Source organism: Pseudoalteromonas sp. MM1, from assembly GCF_030296835.1.
GTDB lineage: Bacteria > Pseudomonadota > Gammaproteobacteria > Enterobacterales > Alteromonadaceae > Pseudoalteromonas.
The window spans coordinates 2,554,129-2,570,127 of sequence record NZ_AP027922.1; the positions used below are offsets into that span (position 1 = coordinate 2,554,129).

Annotated in this window: 15 protein-coding genes; 6 read left to right on the top strand and 9 right to left on the bottom strand. The window is 40.6% G+C overall.

The window, feature by feature from the left end:
- Window positions 1–240 precede the first annotated feature (240 nt).
- Window positions 241–1,866, top strand: a complete 1,626-nt coding sequence (locus QUE46_RS11650; RefSeq protein WP_286244900.1) for a DUF342 domain-containing protein — start codon at window positions 241–243, stop codon at window positions 1,864–1,866.
- On the opposite strand, the gene rnt is transcribed toward QUE46_RS11650, so the two are convergent.
- Window positions 1,850–2,542: a ribonuclease T gene (gene rnt, locus QUE46_RS11655; RefSeq protein ID WP_273609755.1), complete on the bottom strand. Its 693-nt coding sequence runs from the start codon at window positions 2,540–2,542 to the stop codon at window positions 1,850–1,852. The genes QUE46_RS11650 and rnt overlap by 17 nt on opposite strands.
- Before the next feature lie 200 nt (window positions 2,543–2,742).
- Between rnt and QUE46_RS11660 the strand changes: the two genes are divergently transcribed.
- Window positions 2,743–3,621, top strand: coding sequence for an OmpA family protein (locus QUE46_RS11660; protein ID WP_024032261.1), 879 nt, complete (start codon window positions 2,743–2,745; stop codon window positions 3,619–3,621).
- 13 nt (window positions 3,622–3,634) lie between these two features.
- Here the strand turns inward: QUE46_RS11660 and QUE46_RS11665 are convergent, their stop codons facing one another.
- Window positions 3,635–4,519, bottom strand: a complete 885-nt coding sequence (locus QUE46_RS11665; RefSeq protein WP_273609756.1) for a DMT family transporter — start codon at window positions 4,517–4,519, stop codon at window positions 3,635–3,637.
- Window positions 4,520–4,723: 204 nt separating this feature from the next.
- On the opposite strand from QUE46_RS11665, the gene QUE46_RS11670 reads away from it, so the two are divergent.
- Window positions 4,724–5,926 (top strand): aromatic amino acid transport family protein, encoded by a 1,203-nt coding sequence (locus QUE46_RS11670; RefSeq protein WP_273609757.1) that lies wholly within the window; start codon window positions 4,724–4,726, stop codon window positions 5,924–5,926.
- A gap of 47 nt (window positions 5,927–5,973) precedes the next feature.
- Here the strand turns inward: QUE46_RS11670 and ggt are convergent, their stop codons facing one another.
- Window positions 5,974–7,647: a gamma-glutamyltransferase gene (gene ggt / locus QUE46_RS11675; protein ID WP_286244901.1), complete on the bottom strand. Its 1,674-nt coding sequence runs from the start codon at window positions 7,645–7,647 to the stop codon at window positions 5,974–5,976.
- Window positions 7,648–7,743: 96 nt separating this feature from the next.
- Window positions 7,744–8,286, bottom strand: a complete 543-nt coding sequence (locus QUE46_RS11680) for a GNAT family N-acetyltransferase (RefSeq protein ID WP_286244902.1) — start codon at window positions 8,284–8,286, stop codon at window positions 7,744–7,746.
- A gap of 51 nt (window positions 8,287–8,337) precedes the next feature.
- On the opposite strand from QUE46_RS11680, the gene QUE46_RS11685 reads away from it, so the two are divergent.
- Entirely contained in the window at window positions 8,338–8,706 is a 369-nt protein-coding gene (locus QUE46_RS11685; RefSeq protein WP_286244903.1) for a hypothetical protein, read from the top strand.
- A gap of 109 nt (window positions 8,707–8,815) precedes the next feature.
- Here the strand turns inward: QUE46_RS11685 and QUE46_RS11690 are convergent, their stop codons facing one another.
- Window positions 8,816–9,154, bottom strand: coding sequence for a P-II family nitrogen regulator (locus tag QUE46_RS11690; protein WP_004588371.1), 339 nt, complete (start codon window positions 9,152–9,154; stop codon window positions 8,816–8,818).
- Between the two features lie 179 nt (window positions 9,155–9,333).
- Between QUE46_RS11690 and QUE46_RS11695 the strand changes: the two genes are divergently transcribed.
- Window positions 9,334–9,885, top strand: a complete 552-nt coding sequence (locus tag QUE46_RS11695) for a GspH/FimT family pseudopilin (protein ID WP_286244904.1) — start codon at window positions 9,334–9,336, stop codon at window positions 9,883–9,885.
- 80 nt (window positions 9,886–9,965) lie between these two features.
- Complete coding sequence (locus QUE46_RS11700) at window positions 9,966–10,496, top strand: GspH/FimT family pseudopilin (protein WP_286244905.1); 531 nt, start codon at window positions 9,966–9,968, stop codon at window positions 10,494–10,496.
- 359 nt (window positions 10,497–10,855) lie between these two features.
- Here QUE46_RS11700 and QUE46_RS11705 read toward each other — a convergent pair whose 3' ends face one another.
- Genes QUE46_RS11705 through QUE46_RS11720 form a run of 4 tightly spaced genes read right to left on the bottom strand, consistent with a single transcriptional unit; the run spans window position 10,856 to window position 15,998 of the window.
- On the bottom strand, window positions 10,856–11,278 hold the full coding sequence (locus tag QUE46_RS11705) for a type IV pilin protein (RefSeq protein ID WP_273609763.1): 423 nt from the start codon (window positions 11,276–11,278) through the stop codon (window positions 10,856–10,858).
- Window positions 11,279–11,287: 9 nt separating this feature from the next.
- A complete protein-coding gene (locus QUE46_RS11710; protein ID WP_286244906.1) occupies window positions 11,288–14,509 on the bottom strand; it encodes a pilus assembly protein in 3,222 nt (1,073 codons plus the stop codon).
- A 2-nt stretch (window positions 14,510–14,511) separates the two neighbouring features.
- Window positions 14,512–15,015, bottom strand: a complete 504-nt coding sequence (locus QUE46_RS11715; protein ID WP_273609765.1) for a pilus assembly protein PilX — start codon at window positions 15,013–15,015, stop codon at window positions 14,512–14,514.
- Window positions 15,003–15,998 (bottom strand): PilW family protein, encoded by a 996-nt coding sequence (locus QUE46_RS11720; protein ID WP_273609766.1) that lies wholly within the window; start codon window positions 15,996–15,998, stop codon window positions 15,003–15,005. Before QUE46_RS11720 ends, QUE46_RS11715 begins: the two co-directional genes overlap by 13 nt.
- Between the last annotated feature and the right edge of the window lies 1 nt (window position 15,999).

Consider the following 15,999-nt stretch of genomic DNA (forward strand, 5'->3'; position numbering starts at 1 on the left):
GCAGTATAACTGAGTAAACGACTGATACTCAAGGGGTGTGACACTTTTATTTTAGCTAACTGAATCAACTGAACAGTAAATAAGCACAAGTTTGTAAAAAAGCAAACAAATACTGAACATTTACTTAACATACCGGTCAAGTTGTGCTCAAATAAGGAGTTAAATTTTACACTAACCATAAGACTTTAGTAGTAAAAATAATAATCATAATAACAGGCATATTACGTAGGGAATTTATAAATGTCGGTTTTTTTATTTAATGAACAAACGGGGGAGCTGGCGTTATCTGCGCACCCTATTGATAATGGATTTCCGGTAACGAGTGCTCAACTTATTGAGCTGCTTGAACAGTCGGATTATTGCGAGTTTGAAGTCCTCTCTGGCAATATTGGGAAGTTATTTTCACCGAGTAAAAATTATCAGCAAGAATCATTAGTAATTGCCAAGGCCACGGACGCGAGCCTTGTTATTAACGTTGATGAAAAAAACATGGTTGCAGAGGCAACGCTTACCACGGCCAGAGGCGGTGCTTTACTCTCTATGGAGGCAGCTCAAGCCGCTTTGGCTGAAGCTGGCGTGAAAAAAGGCATTAGCCCTCGCGCACTTGATACGTTTTTAGGTCAGCAGTTTTCTCACCCTGCAGGTACAGCATATAACGCTATTGTGGCCCATGGCCGAAACCCCAAAGAAGGCAGTGATGCGAGGTTTGTTCGCCTTTGCTCTACTGCGCAAGACCGCGTACTTAGCCCCCAAGCAAAAGAAGGCGGCAAGGTGGATATGAAAGACCTTGGCGCTATTATTACGGTAAAACCCGGCACTCCTTTAATGCAGCGTGTGGCTGCTACACCAGGTGAAGATGGCTATACGGTTTTTGGCGATATGATTAAGGCAACGCCTGGTAAAGAGCATCAATTACAGCCCTTTGAAGGCACAAAAATAGACCCTAATAACCCAAACATGCTAGTTGCTGATTGTAAAGGCGTGCCTGTGGCCTTACCTAGGGGCATGCGGGTTGACGATGTTTTATGTTTTCATAATGTGGATGTAAGTACAGGCCACGTTGATTTTGATGGTAGTGTAATTATCTCTGGTGATGTAAAAGACGGTATGCGGGTTAAAGCCAATGGCGATATTACTGTATTAGGGTTTGTTGAATCAGGCACGATTGAAAGCCAAAGTGCAGTAACTATTATGCTCGGCGCTATTGGCCGTAAACGTGAAAATGAAGAAGCATTTACTTGCGAAATTTCTGCTAAGGGTACTATTTCTATTGGCTATGCCCAGTACTGTAATATTAAAAGTGCGCAAGATTTATTTATAGAACGCCAAGCATTGCATTGTAATTTAAGCGCAAGGCGCTTAATACGTGTGGGTAAAGCAGGTAACCCGCGCGGCAAAATAATTGGGGGGAATATTCTTGATGCTATGCGTATTGAAACCGGTGAACTAGGTGCGCCGGCAGGTACTAAAACCCGTGTGTTTCTAGCTCAAAACTGGCATGAATTGCGCTCAAAACAATCTCAAATAATTGATTTTGAAAAAGTGTTAGCCAGTAAAACATCGGCGCTTAAACAAGCTAAAGAAAAAGCGATAAAAATTCCTGTTGCTGCTCAACGCCAACAACTACTCGATAAAATTGCCGCTAATGAGCAACATATAAAAACACGCGCTTTGCAGGTTCAACGACAAAAAAGATTGGTTAAGCAAAAAATTTCTCAGCTATTGGCAACTAGCCGACTTAAAATTAATGAAATAATGCACCCAGGTGTGGAGCTTAAAATAGCAAAAGATACAAAACAGTTTTCGCGTATTTATCCACCCCACTTAGTAAAACTTTCTGAGGGAAAAATCACTCAGTCGTTTTAGTATCCTCTTGAGTGTTTTCAATTTCTTGAGCGTCACTTTCAGGGAGTGGCGCTAATGGCCAGCCCCCTAGTTCTTGCCAACGATTTACTATTAAACAATACAGCTCTGCTGTGCGCTCTGTATCGTAAAGAGCAGAGTGTGCTTGGCTGTTATCAAACTCAATGCCCGCTGCTCTACATGCTTTAGCAAGTACCGTTTGGCCTAAAGCTAACCCTGCAAGCGAGGTGGTGTCGAAACTCACAAATGGATGAAATGGCGTACGCTTAATATTGTTACGCTCAATGGCTGCATTTAAAAAGCCATGATCAAAAGCAGCATTATGTGCTACTACAACTGAGCGTTGACACCCAGCAGCTTTTTGCGCTTTACGCACTGCTTTACAAATTTCTTTAATTGCTTCCTCTTCTGGTACTGCGCCACGCAACGGGCTAAACGGGTCTATGCCGTTAAATTCAATGGCTGCCTGTTCTATATTAGCACCTTCAAAAGGCTCTACATGAAAATGAACGGTATGATCTATGCTGAGTAACCCTTCGTCATCCATTTTTAAAATGGATACGGCAATTTCAAGTAAAGCGTCGGTTTCTTTATTAAAGCCGGCGGTTTCTACATCAATAACAACAGGAAAAAAGCCGCGAAAGCGTTGTGCGAAAAGTGTTTGCTCAGTATTTGCCATAGTCTTCTTGGTTTATGAGGATAAGCTCACTATTATGTCAAAATTGGGGGTGACTCGGCTAGGGCTTTATAAATTTTTAATTAATATATTTTAGGCATACTATTTGCTTTTAAATAATTGCTACCCGTATTGGCAATTAATTGTTCCCAGCTTTTGTAGCACGCCAAAATATTGGCTTAGTAGATTAACCGGAGCGTTTTATGAAGTGTAAGTTGTTTTTTATTAGCGTAAGCCTTGGCACCGCCTTGATGAGTTATTCATCGCAAGCGGCTATGCGCCAATACAGCGCAAATCAAGATAACTCCAATTGGGAAGTTATAAAAACAACGCGCTTACAGTGCCAATTAAACCACGAAGTGCCCTACTACGGTGAAGCCATATTTAAGGCATCGGCGAGTAAAAACAAAAACCTAACCTTTAATCTTGATATGGTTGTGCGCCCCGACAATTACGACATAGCCGGTTTAAAGGCGGTGCCACCAGCGTGGCGTTCAGGCCTGCCCGCGCGTGATATAACCACGATGAAGTTACTTAAAAAGTTTGATGGTGAGCTTGGCAATAAAACTGCTTGGGAAATGCTAACTGAACTTGAAAAAGGGTTTCATCCTACCTTTTACTACCAAGACTGGCAAAATAGTGCCGACAAAATTGCCGTTGGTATTTCAAGCGTTAATTTTAAACAAGCCTACTGGGCGTTTTTACAGTGCCGCGATGAACTTTTACCATACAGCTTTGAAGATATTTCATTTACTGTAATGAACTACCAATCAAATAGTAGTAAGCTCACTAAAGAGTCGCAAAAGCGCTTAGATAAAATTGCTGAGTATTTAAAAAATGATACCAGTATTGAGTCTATCAGTATTGATTCGTATACCGATAGCTACGGTGGCCGTTGGAATAACTTAGATTTATCGCGTAAGCGTGCTAAAGCTATAAAAGATTATATGGTCAGCTTAGGTGTTGATGAGGGCAAAGTGCAAACCACGGGCCTAGGTGAAAAACGCTTTGTTGATACTAACGAAAATATTTTAGGGCGAAATAAAAACCGCCGTTTAATTATTCAGATAGCAAAAATGTAATAGCCTTAAACTGCTAGCTGCCGCGGCGCTTTATGAGCTTATCGCCAAACTGAAATAGCGTTAAGCTTAAAAATATAATAATGGCGCCTATAATGAGCTCTTGGCTTAAAGGTTCGTTATTTAGCAGTGCGCCTAGCGCTAGTGCAAAACTTGGTGTGATTAAACTACTTAAGGCTACAGTACTGGCGTTTAACTTTTGTAATACATGAAAATACGCCAGAGCCCCTACAATCGAGCCAAAGATACCTAAATACGCAATACTCCATAACGCGCGAGCACTCCAATAAACCGTACTTATTTGCCCATCTACCATCCACCATAACAGCCCAAATAACGGAGTAACAAAAACCAGCGCTCCAAACGTGGTTGCCATTGGGTGAATAGCGATTTTTACCCGTTTGATCATTACCCCACTTAAGCTAAATAACGTGACCGCCAATAACACATACATCAACCCTATACCTTGAGCTTGTGAGGTTTGTAGCTGGTTATAACTTACAAAATATAGGCCTATTAATGCACAGCTCAGCGCTATTAATTTAATAGGGCTAAATTTAGGCTCGTTAAGTAACCTTTGCGCTAAAAAGCCAGAAAGAATAGGCGCAAGGCCAAACACTAACGAAATAATACCTGAAGGTACTGTGGTAGCAGCCATGTAACTTAATGACATACCACCAAAAATGCCCAAACTAGAGTATGCGTATAACGTACACGCGTTTTTGCTCCAAGGTACACGAATATTAGCTATAGCAACAATTAACCCAGCAACAAATAGGCCTATAATCATGCGCATTAAAACAGCAAGCGTTGGCGCTACTGTTTCACTGCTCCATACAATACCTAATGGTGTAGTACACCAAATAATGACAAGTAGTAAATAAGATAATTTAACTGGCACACGCCATTCCTTTGCACTGAGGAGATAGAAGCCCTATTAAAGTAAATTATACGCGCGAAAGTAACGCGCAGTATATATAAACGCCTAAATACAGCTGTAAATTCATAGTTACATTATTATTTACCGGCATTTATTACAAAACTATTTATGTTTTAAGTAACTAGTTATATCTTGAGTGCCTCTCACACATTTTAGGATAGTTAAGTGCTTAAAAATAAAACAATAGGCAGCATGTTAATTGTTGCAGGCACCACCATAGGCGCAGGTATGCTGGCATTGCCAATTGCCTCTGCAGGACTTGGATTTAATACCGCGCTTGCACTGATAATAGCCAGCTGGTTACTGATGACCTACACCGCATTATTAATGCTAGAGCTCCACCAACATGCCCCCAGAGATGCAACGTTAAACACCTTAGCAAAGCGCTGGTTAGGAAAACGCGGCCAGTACATTGCTAACTTTTCGATGATATTTTTATTTTATGCCCTGTGTGCAGCCTATATAGCTGGGGGTGGCGCACAATTGCAGTCGCGTATTAGTAGTGATTTGAGCATAAACATAGCACCACAAATTGCCTCTATAGTTTTAGCCATTGTAATAGGTAGCGTGGTTACTTTAGGCACCAGTAAAGTAGATAAGCTTAACCGCGTGTTGTTTACGATTAAAATTTTAGTACTAGGCAGCTTGTTTTATATGCTTACACCCTATGTACAAGGTAAGCACTTACTTGAAATGCCCGTTGAGCAAGGGCTGATTTTATCTGCTTTACCCGTTATTTTTACCTCGTTTGGTTTTCATGGCTCTATTCCGTCAATTGTTAAATATGTAGGGCTAGAAACAAAAGTATTGCGCAAGGTAATGATTGCAGGTGCTGCTTTACCTTTAGTGATTTATATTTTTTGGCAACTGCTTAGCCAAGGTATTATGCAGCAAAGTGATTTACTCAATAGTAATGGCTTAACAGGCTTTGTAGAGAGTGTGGCAAATATTGCACATAATCCGCGGGTAACAAGCGCCGTTACTCTGTTTGCCGACTTAGCATTAGCCACCTCTTTTTTAGGTGTTAGCTTAGGCTTATTTGATTTTTTTGCTGATGCATTTAATAAAGGCGACTCCAAATCAGAGAGAATAAAAACCGCACTAATTACTTTTATTCCCCCTTTAGGATTTGCGTTATTTTACCCTCAGGGATTTATAATGGCACTTGGCTATGCAGCCATCGCCCTTGTGGTATTAGCAATATTTTTACCGGTTTCTATGGTGTATAAGCAGCGTAAATCGGGTCCTCAAACGGGATACAAAGTGCGCAGTGGTAATGTGGGGTTAGCGGTTGCAGGGCTGTGCGGCATTGTAATTATTGTAGCCCAATTTATGCAAATGCTGGGATTAGTACCCGCAATTGGTTAATACAGTAAAGGCTAACCCCTTTAGCTTAAAGGGGTTAGCTAAAAATGTTAAAATACCCGAGACTCACCACGACCTGTAGCCTGAGAAGCCGCTTGTAACTGACCGTCCTTATTTACAATAACCTGCAAGTCACCAAAACTTCGCTCATCTAGTGTGTAGCCCATTTTTATAAGTTCATCCTTTGTGTTTTCATTAAGCCCTGCGTGCGTTCTGATCACATTTTTAGGCCATAACTGATGATGAAACCGCGTGCTGTTAACGATATCCTCAGCGCTCATATTAAATTCAACCGCATTTAAAATAGACTGATACACCGAGCTAATAATTGTTGTGCCCCCAGGCGAGCCTGTAACCATTTTAACGCTATTGTTTTTAAGCAGTATAGTTGGCGACATTGAGCTAAGCATACGCTTGTGTGGCTGAATTTCATTGGCTTTACCGCCAAGTGCACCAAAGGCGTTCATTACCCCAGGTTTAGCGCTAAAGTCGTCCATTTCGTCATTTAATATAAAGCCTGCACCTTCAACCACAACGCCACTACCAAAGCTTAAATTAATCGTTGTGGTATTGGCCACCGCATTACCCATTTTATCAATAATAGAAAAATGCGTGGTTTGCTCACTTTCTTTAAGGCCTGGTTTAATGTTTTCGGTGGTAGAAATAGCTGTTAGAGAAATATCGTTACTGCGCGCTTTTAAGTAATCAATATCAGTAAGCTCAGTTACTGGCACGTCAAAAAAGTCCGGATCGCCCAAGTACTCTGCTCTATCGGCAAACACTCTCTTACCGATTTCAGCAAGTAAATGTACATATTGAGTAGAGTTATGTACCAGCCCCATTTCGCTTTTTTTAAGCTCAAACATTTTTAACCACTGTAAAATAGCAATCCCACCAGAGCTTGGTGGTGGTGAGGTTAATACTTCATAGCCATTCCAATTAGCCTTTATAGGCCTGCGCGACACAGCAGTGTAATTAGCCAAATCAGTTTTGTTAATAATACCACCGTGCTGGTGCATAAAGTTGGCAATAATGCGGGCGGTTTCGCCTTTATAAAACCCATCTTGACCATTATCTCTAATGCGCTTTAAAGTAGCGGCCAGCTCCGGCTGTTTAAAAATCTGATTTGCTTTTATATCTGCAAAGTAGTGTTTAAAATTTACATTTATATTTTGCTTGTCTAAATGAGCAATGTATTGTGCGACCCCTTGAGCTAATTTGGGCGGCACTTTGAAGCCTTGCTCTGCTAGGGTAACCGCAGGCTGTACTAATGTTTGCCATTTTAAGGTGCCGTGTTTTTGATGAGCCAGCCACATACCCGCGACGCTCCCCGGTACACCACTTGCGTGAATACCATAAATTGACTTATTTTTTATTACATCGCCCTTGGCATCTAAATACATATCTCTGTGCGCTGCTTGGGGAGCGATTTCGCGATAGTCTATAAAGTCGCCTTTACCCTCTTTTTGTATAAGCATAAAGCCTCCCCCACCAATATTTCCAGCTTCGGGAAGCGTTACCGCTAAAACAAATTGCGCGGCAATAGCCGCATCAACAGCATTGCCACCTTGCTCTAAAATAGCCTGTGCTGTATTTGCACTAAACGAGTCAGGCATTGCTACAGCGCTTTTTGTAACTTGCTCCGCCTGCACGCTAAATATACAAAACTGTGCAATCAACACACTCTTAACAATGAGCCGACTTGGTCTAAAAAATAACCCCATAAAACATCCTTTCTTTATTATTAGAATCTCGCTTAGCTCATTTATGCATACCATAGAATACTAGGTCAATGTTTATACAAGTAATTTTTTTGTATGCTATAACGCCTTTGCGTATAAAACGGCATCCAAATCGCCTTGCTCATCAGTGTGTATATAGTTTTTAACCCAGGAAAATCCCAGCTTTTGCATAACGCTAATTGAAGCTTTATTATCGGCCAGTGCCATTGCTGATAGCGTTTTTATCTCTGGCTGCGTTTTTAAGGCGCTACATAATGCACTAGCTGCCTCCGTTGCATAACCTTGCCCCCAACTAGATTGCTTAAAGCGCCACCCTATTTCAATATTTGAAAAATCGGGAGTCTGAGTAAAAAAGTGCATAGGCCTAATAAGTACCCACCCTATAAAAGAGCCCTCTTTTTTAAGGGTGATTTTCCACAGCCCCCAACCTTTGTTTGTATTTTTATAGGCGAGCATTCTGGGGATCCCAATTTCTTTAATTTGCTTTAATGACGACGGTACACCCCGGTTTATATATTTCATTACCGCTGGTTCTTGATCTAGTTCATGCAGCAGCGGCCAATCGTGTTCATTCATTAATTTGAAGTTTAAGCGTGTTGTTACAGGTGCGTTCATTTTCATTGTTCTACTATTTACATGAATTAATAATTTATCTCTAAGGAGAGATGGCACATGAATAAATTAGCAGGTTTAGCTTTATTAGGCACTTTAATTACTCTTACGGGCTGTGAAGACGCTCAACAAGTTCAAGAAGATGCAAAAGATAAAAGCGCACAAATGCAAGAGCAGCTTGGTGATACATGGAACGATGTAAAAGATAAAGCCAACGATCTTAAAAACGATGAGTCTTTAAATGAGCTACTTGAACAAAGTAAAGCAATGGGCTTAGACATGTACGACGATGGCAAAGAAATTGCAGTTGATGCATGGATAAAAAGCAAAGAAGCAGCGGGCGAATTAACCGAAAAAGCGAAGCAAAAAGCGCAAGAAATTGCACAAGAAATTGAAGAAGCGCGTGAAGCGCATTCTCAAGAGCAATAAGCTTTAGTAGTTTTACTATTTAAAAAATTAGTATCTTACAAAAAAGGCTGCAAATATAACTATTTGCAGCCTTTTAGCTTTATATACAAAGATGTTTTGCGTTATAAAATTAAATTGCTTCTTCGTCTTCTTCTGCTGTGCGTATACGTACTACACGCTCAACATCAGTGACAAATATTTTACCATCGCCAATTTTGCCTGTTTGCGCTGTTTTTACTATTACTTCTATAGCGCGCTCAACGTCTTCATCGGTTAGCACAATATCAAGTTTTACCTTAGGTAAAAAATCCACCATGTACTCAGCACCACGATAAAGTTCTGTGTGGCCTTTTTGACGGCCAAAACCTTTTACTTCACTTACTGTCATACCCGTAATACCTACATCTGATAAGGCTTCGCGTACGTCGTCTAACTTAAACGGTTTGATGATTGCTTCTATTTTTTTCATGCTCACTACTTATTAAAGCTTTAGTTGCCTCGATTTTAGACAATCACGGAGTTCATAGCAAACAAAGCAATTGAATTCGATGATAAAACAACCAAGCGTGGTATAATTATTTATAAGTCTGAATTATAAATCTTTCTCAACTAGCTATAATAATAACAAATGTAGTAGGTATAAATAATATGAAAAAATTCCAAACCGGTTTAACTTTATTAGAGCTCATGGTGGCAGTAGCCATAGTGGGCATTATTGCCTCTATTGCTCTTTGGGATAGCAGCGACATGCTTGAAGAAAACCGCGCTGAGAGCTTTTTACTTGAACTAAAGCGCAATATTAGTTTTGCTCGATCACAAGCTGCCAGTACAGATGAAATTGTTGTTTTATGCCCTACTGGCCAAGGTAGAATTAAAAATAGTAAAGATACTTTTAACTGCAATAAAAAGTGGGACGAGAATAAAATTATAGCTGTATTTATCGATGTAGATAACGATGGGCACTATAATGGCGCTACCGATACATTGCTTAGAGTCATGGAAGAAATATCAGATAACGATAAGTTAACCTTTACAGGGAATGACCGCCGCTTACGTTTTAATACCAGCGGGAGAATTACGACAAACCCTGGTGACTTTGTTTTTTGCCCTAATGGTGGTACTGAAAATAATAAAGCACTGACTTTATCGCAATCGGGGACAGCTTTTTATACAGGTGATACAACTCAAACTTGCGGTTAAAAAATATACAGATTTATATTGTCATATTTCTATCATTTACTACACTGAGCTAATACATTTTTTGACTCAGGGCTTCAGGGATGAGGTTATCTACCCAAACTCAGGCTGGTTATACGCTTTTAGAATTAATGGCATCTATTGCTATTGTGAGTATTGTTAGCCAAATTTCTCTATCGGTTTTTCCTGATTTTTTAGCGAAAAACCGAGCCGACAATCATGTTAGTTTACTGCACAGAAACATTAATTATGGCCGCCTTTATGCCATTGAGAATGGCACTTATGTAACTTTATGTGGCTTAAAAGATAATCAATGCACTAAAGATGATTGGGATGGGCAAATGTCGCTGTTTATTGATAATGATAAGTCTACGTCACTAGACACCGATGACTTACTATTGAGCACATTTGAAAAAGTGCACGTTGCAGATTCTATGCAATACCCTCGTAGTGCAATTACCTTTAGACCTGACGGCTCTTTGAATGGTTTTCAAAACGGAACATTTATATATTGCCCCAATAAAGATAAAGCCAACCTTGAGGGGTTGGCTTTATCTGTGAGTCAAACAGGCCGAATACGTGTTAAATCAACCGATAAGTGTCAGAGCAACTAGGGCGTGTTGACCTTTGCGGATTGAAATTTGTTCAATCTAGGGGCGATTAAATCGCGGCGCGAGGTTTGTAACCTAGTGGGCTCGATAACTGCTCCTGCGTTATTCTAATGACTTACATCCATGTAAGAATAAGTAAAAACCGAGCAAAGCTTCCGCGTCCTGCTCACGCCCCTTACCTACATCCATGTAGGCAACAAAGAGTTTATCGCCCCTAGGCAGAACCCTGAGGAGCGCATGTTTGGCATTTATGCAGCGTTATCGCCTATTTATGGGGAAGAACCACACTTCATAGGCTCTGCCTTGCCTAAAAACCAAACATGCTGCTGCAAATTCAACCACCGAAGATCAACACGCCCTAGTTAACGTCCCCAACAATACTCAACATCTGAATTACCTTTGGTTCCTTTAGCGCCTTTGTAACCAGTGTCAGTGATTGTAATTTGTGTGCAATCACCGTCACCTTTTACTGCACCCGCAATAGGTTTAGCTGTAATTATAAAGGTATTGTCGTCATCATCCACATCAATCGACAGCTCAAAATGGCCGTTTTCTGTGGTGTCTTGTATACCTAAGTCAGAAAATGTCTCTGTGTACTCACGATTATCTACAAAGTACTGCTCTTGTTTGTTAGCAGCGTCTAAAAGCGCCGCTGCGGCCTCGGCCCGAGAAGAGCGTTTTACATACTCAGTATAATTTGGCAGTGCTATTGAGGCTAAAATCCCTACAATAGCTACGGCTATCATTAGCTCTATTAACGTGAATCCGCGTGCTTGTTTATTCATTAATATTCCTTAATCATCAATTTCATCATTTTCTTCACGTTTATAAATATAGGTTTGTTGCGTTTTAAAACCAAACCCTACGCTATCGTTGTCATTCACTAATTGTACGGTACCATCTACAACCGTTAAACCTGGACCCATAATTTCTACTGGCTTCATTGGATTTTGTGCATTTTCGCCTTTTATTCCTGGTCCAATTAGATAAAACTGACTTTCTTCGGTCACTTCAATGGTTGGGTTATCATCACACATGCCATCACCGTTGCCATCTGCACAAGAAGGCCCTTCACCGAAGTACAATTGTGGTGTGTCAGGCACATCATAACTAGTAGTAAATTTTAGGTCGTCATATACTTTGGTGCCATAATGTAAATGGAACGCATATAACGAGCCGCCACCGCCACTTAACGAACATTGGTTCTCTGTCGAAGTTTCAGATGAAGGTGTAAAGCTAGTATAGTAAGCGACACCGCCAACCACTGTAGCTGCTGCTAAAGACTTTTCGCCGGTGCCTAATTCATAACGCCAGCCTTTAAATTTAGCTAAATCAACTTCTAAATCAACAAACTCATCTACATCATCCAATGCATTACCAAACGGGTCGCTGTTCATTAGCATTAAATCTGCAGGTTTAATCGCTGTAGGGGCACTCGTGAATGACTGAGTTACAGTGTTTTCATCTCTTATCATAAACAGCTGATCGTCTTCATTTGTACCTGTTGGTTTGGAGCGATTTCCGCTACCTATTACTATGGCATCATACGGTGTATCTAAGCGTGTAATGACGGTTTCACCATTAATTGTTGTTTCGCTTACTTTACTATAAAGTGTACGTGCCACCAGTGGCTGGTAAAAAAATCTACGGTCCTGGCTTGCTAAACTACTACCTAGTTCTGCAAGTTTGAAGTGCGTGAAATTACTGGTGCTTGTGCCTGGCATATCAATACGCCAAATATCGCCTCCGGTATCGGCAGCATAAATTCGATCAATGTAACCATCGTAATCTGAGTCAAGCGTTGATACATTTGCTGCAATCGAGTGTTTACCTTTAAATCCATTTTCGCTTGGTGTTAAAGCCCACACTTTTTTGCCTGTTTCGGCTTCTACAATATAAATACCACGACCAACTGAGTCTTCACTTCTTACCACGGCATCTTTATTCGTGTCATACCCTGCACCAAAAACGAGTAATGGTTTATCACCAAATGCTTTTATGTACGCTATTTGGGGTTTTGACCACGTTTGAGCAAGCTCTTTAAAATCGCCTTTACCGCCCTCTATAGGATTATCCCATAGTTTTTTTGGCTGATCAGGGTTAGTAATATCAAAGGCATAATAGTTTTTCCCACCACGGCGCATACCTGCAAACGCCCACACGTCATCACCATCGCTCGCATCAACAATACCATCGTTGATACCTTCATCATTCAAGCTCTTATCACTAAAATAAACACTGATTGGGCCGTCCATACCATAGAGTTTACCAGTGTCTTTATTGCGTAAGGGCTGAATAATATCGTAAAGGTCAGAGGGGATGAATGCCCAGCTTTCTGTTACTTGGTTATTAGTATCATCATCTTTAAACATATGTAAAAAGCCGGCGTTAGTACCAATTAATATACGTATGTCATCATTACCATAGTCGATTGCTACGGGCTTAGAATGCAAAGGATCGCCAAAAATATCACTACGTTGATCTGTGTTAGAGCCATCATTATCTTCATCATCAACATCTATTCCCATTGCCCATTTAATATCAGAGCTGGCTAGGCTAATTGGGTTGTTGGTGACTAAATCTAAAATATCGCTCACAATATTAGTGGTAAACTCAACTATATCGCCTTGTTTATCGGTATAAAGATTACGCCTGTCTTCAGCGGGTGAGCCTGTTAATGAAGACAAGTGATAATTTACACCTCCTTGTGCTACTAAGTTACCATCGGCAGACTGCCCATCTGGCAACCAAAATGTTTTAGCATCAGTGTCTATTAGACCGTTTGAATCAAGCGCAGTGTTATCCGCTGAATCGACTATTTCGCTTCCTGATACTTTTAATTTTTTTAAATTACCGCCCCACCGTGTGTTTGTTTCTGGGTAGAACATGGCAAAGTAGATAGCATCGCGGCTACGTGTTTGATCTACGTTGTTACTTGCTACTGAAGGCGATGAAAAGCTATCGTTAACTTCACGAATCCGAGAAATAGCACTATTTAGCGAGTTAGAAAGCTCATCTGGCGTGCTTGCTGGTAAGTTTTCACCACCACCTAATAAGGCTGCGCGCCTTAATAGTTCTTGCCCATTGGCACTCATACCCGAACCAAAGCCTATCGTGTATAAGCGGCCTGTTTCGTGAATATCGGGGGTAGCTGGGTATAAATCAACAGTAACATCACTTGTACCGTGGATAATTTTAGCCATTTGATGTAAGTAGTTACTGTAATAGCTATCGGTGCTCCAGTTTAATGGCTCTCCAAAGTACTTTTCATGTTCATCACTAATATCACTATCACTGCCGTTGTCATTAGATGGATCACCATCGGTCATGTAAATAATATTAATTGAATTATCACAACGAGCTGCTTCAGCTTCACTGTCTGCAAATGGTGATATATAAGTATACTCGTAATTGTCTCTTACTATATTTTCACATTCATACACCCAACCTCGACGGCGATTCCAAACCCAATCACACTCAACGTCTGTCCATTGGCTACCTGTACGTAATTCTACATTTGTATCACGCTCTGCAGTAGTAACGCCCTCTCCGTATTGAACCTCCTGCCCAGTAATATACAAATATGCTTCCCAGAGTGTCTCTGTTAATGGTGTTCCCCCATCTGCTGGTAACCCGGCAATAGAAGTACGTACCACGGATGAATCACTACCAACACCATTTACAACATATCCTCCAGCTGAATTTCTTTCAAAGCGCATTAGACCAAAATCGATAGTGTCTTCGTTATCTAATACCACTTTATTCATGGCAAATTGCGCAGCAGCGAGGCGGCTATCTATGCATAAGTTAAATAAGCCTAAAAAATTATTATAACCACAGCTATTACCATTAGTTGATGAAAAAGCCATACTGCCTGATGTATCAAAAATTAACAGTACACGCGGTTTTTCTTCCACATCCACATCATGGTTTACATACAACTCTATATCTTCAGCAGCAACATAGCTGCTTAAAGTGATGCCAATTAAAGAGGCGAGAACTTTATTCGTTTTCATCTTTAAATCCCCTTACTTATACTGGCCATTTCTTGAGCAACACCGGTTACAATTGTAAGTTCGTGTTTTGCTTTAGAGCCGTATTTAATAGTGGTAGAAACTTGCAACATGTTGCACGATATACCCGCAGTAAAATTAAATCTGCGGGGACACTCTAAATCAAGTGCCCCCTGATTTAGGTTTACCATTTTACTTTGCATATCGTCATGCGCGGCGATGACCATTCCCTCATCGTCTGCGCCTGCATGGCTTGATACTTCATCTGGCGTTAAAAAAAACTGATTAGCAGCGCCTTTGCTTGCTTCATCAGAAATCATACGCTGTACTTCACCAATAAGCTCATTTTCAGCCACTTCGCGCTCTTGGGCTGCATTGGTAATTTTTATGTCAACGCTACTACTGCTCATTAATGTAACGGCAATACCCGTTACTGCAATAACCATAATGAGGGCTGTAATAAGCACTACACCTTGTTGTTTATTTGCGTGTTGACTTAGATACGCCATAAATTTGCTCCCACGTTATTTAAACGAATGGTGGTGGTAAATACTGTTCTTCTGTAAGAGTCGTTAAAAGTAAGCTCTCGAGCGTCTTCATCTTCACCTAAAATATAGGTTTGATTTTTTATTTTAAGACCTGGATCTGGCTGCAGTGCTCTTACTAATAAAAAAACTTGCACTGTTAAGATGCTTTTTCGGTTTTCCCAATCAAAGTGCTGCATGTCGTCAATACTTCGGTACGAATCAACACGGCTATCACTGTCTGTATCTAAACCAAAAACAAAGCGCATGTTTTCAACGCCCTCCATAATTGTTTCGGCTTTCATATTGGCGCCATTTAAGCGTTTACGCATTAATGCTGGTACTTTAAGGCTTTTATTGTTTACCGTATAAGTTTGCTCTGCGAGGTAATAAACATGGTGACTATAAGGCCACACTGTGGCATTTACGTTTAAACTACCTGCACCTACAACGCCTCGAGCAAACTCAGCGCTTTCTTGCTCAGCTATAAAATAGTTTTCACCTGCTTGTGTTTCGTTCGTAGTGCCATCTACAGTTAGCTGCTCGCCTTGTAAAAACTTAATTTGTAAAATATCAGTTCCTGCTATGGGCTTACTTATGCAGTTAAGCTCGCTTGTTGAACTGGCTTCTTTTGCATAAATAGTTCTGAAATTACTAGCGGATGCTAAATCTGGGAAGCTACCGTTATTAAGCCCTTCAAAGCAATCCCCCCCGGGGTTAGCCAACGTTTGTGTGTTTGCTGCAGTAAATGAATCATCGTAGTAAGTGCCCCAAAAGCCCACTTGCTCAATATCACGCTGCATTATATTAATGGCTAAGCGGCCAGACTCTTGTAGCTCGCCTATTGTCATTGTGTCTTTTGTGGTTACTTTCATGCCAATATAGGTAAACATCACCCCGCCTAAAATAAGCCCACCAATAAATAATGAAATCATCATTTCGATTAGTGTAAAACCTTTTTGTCTCATC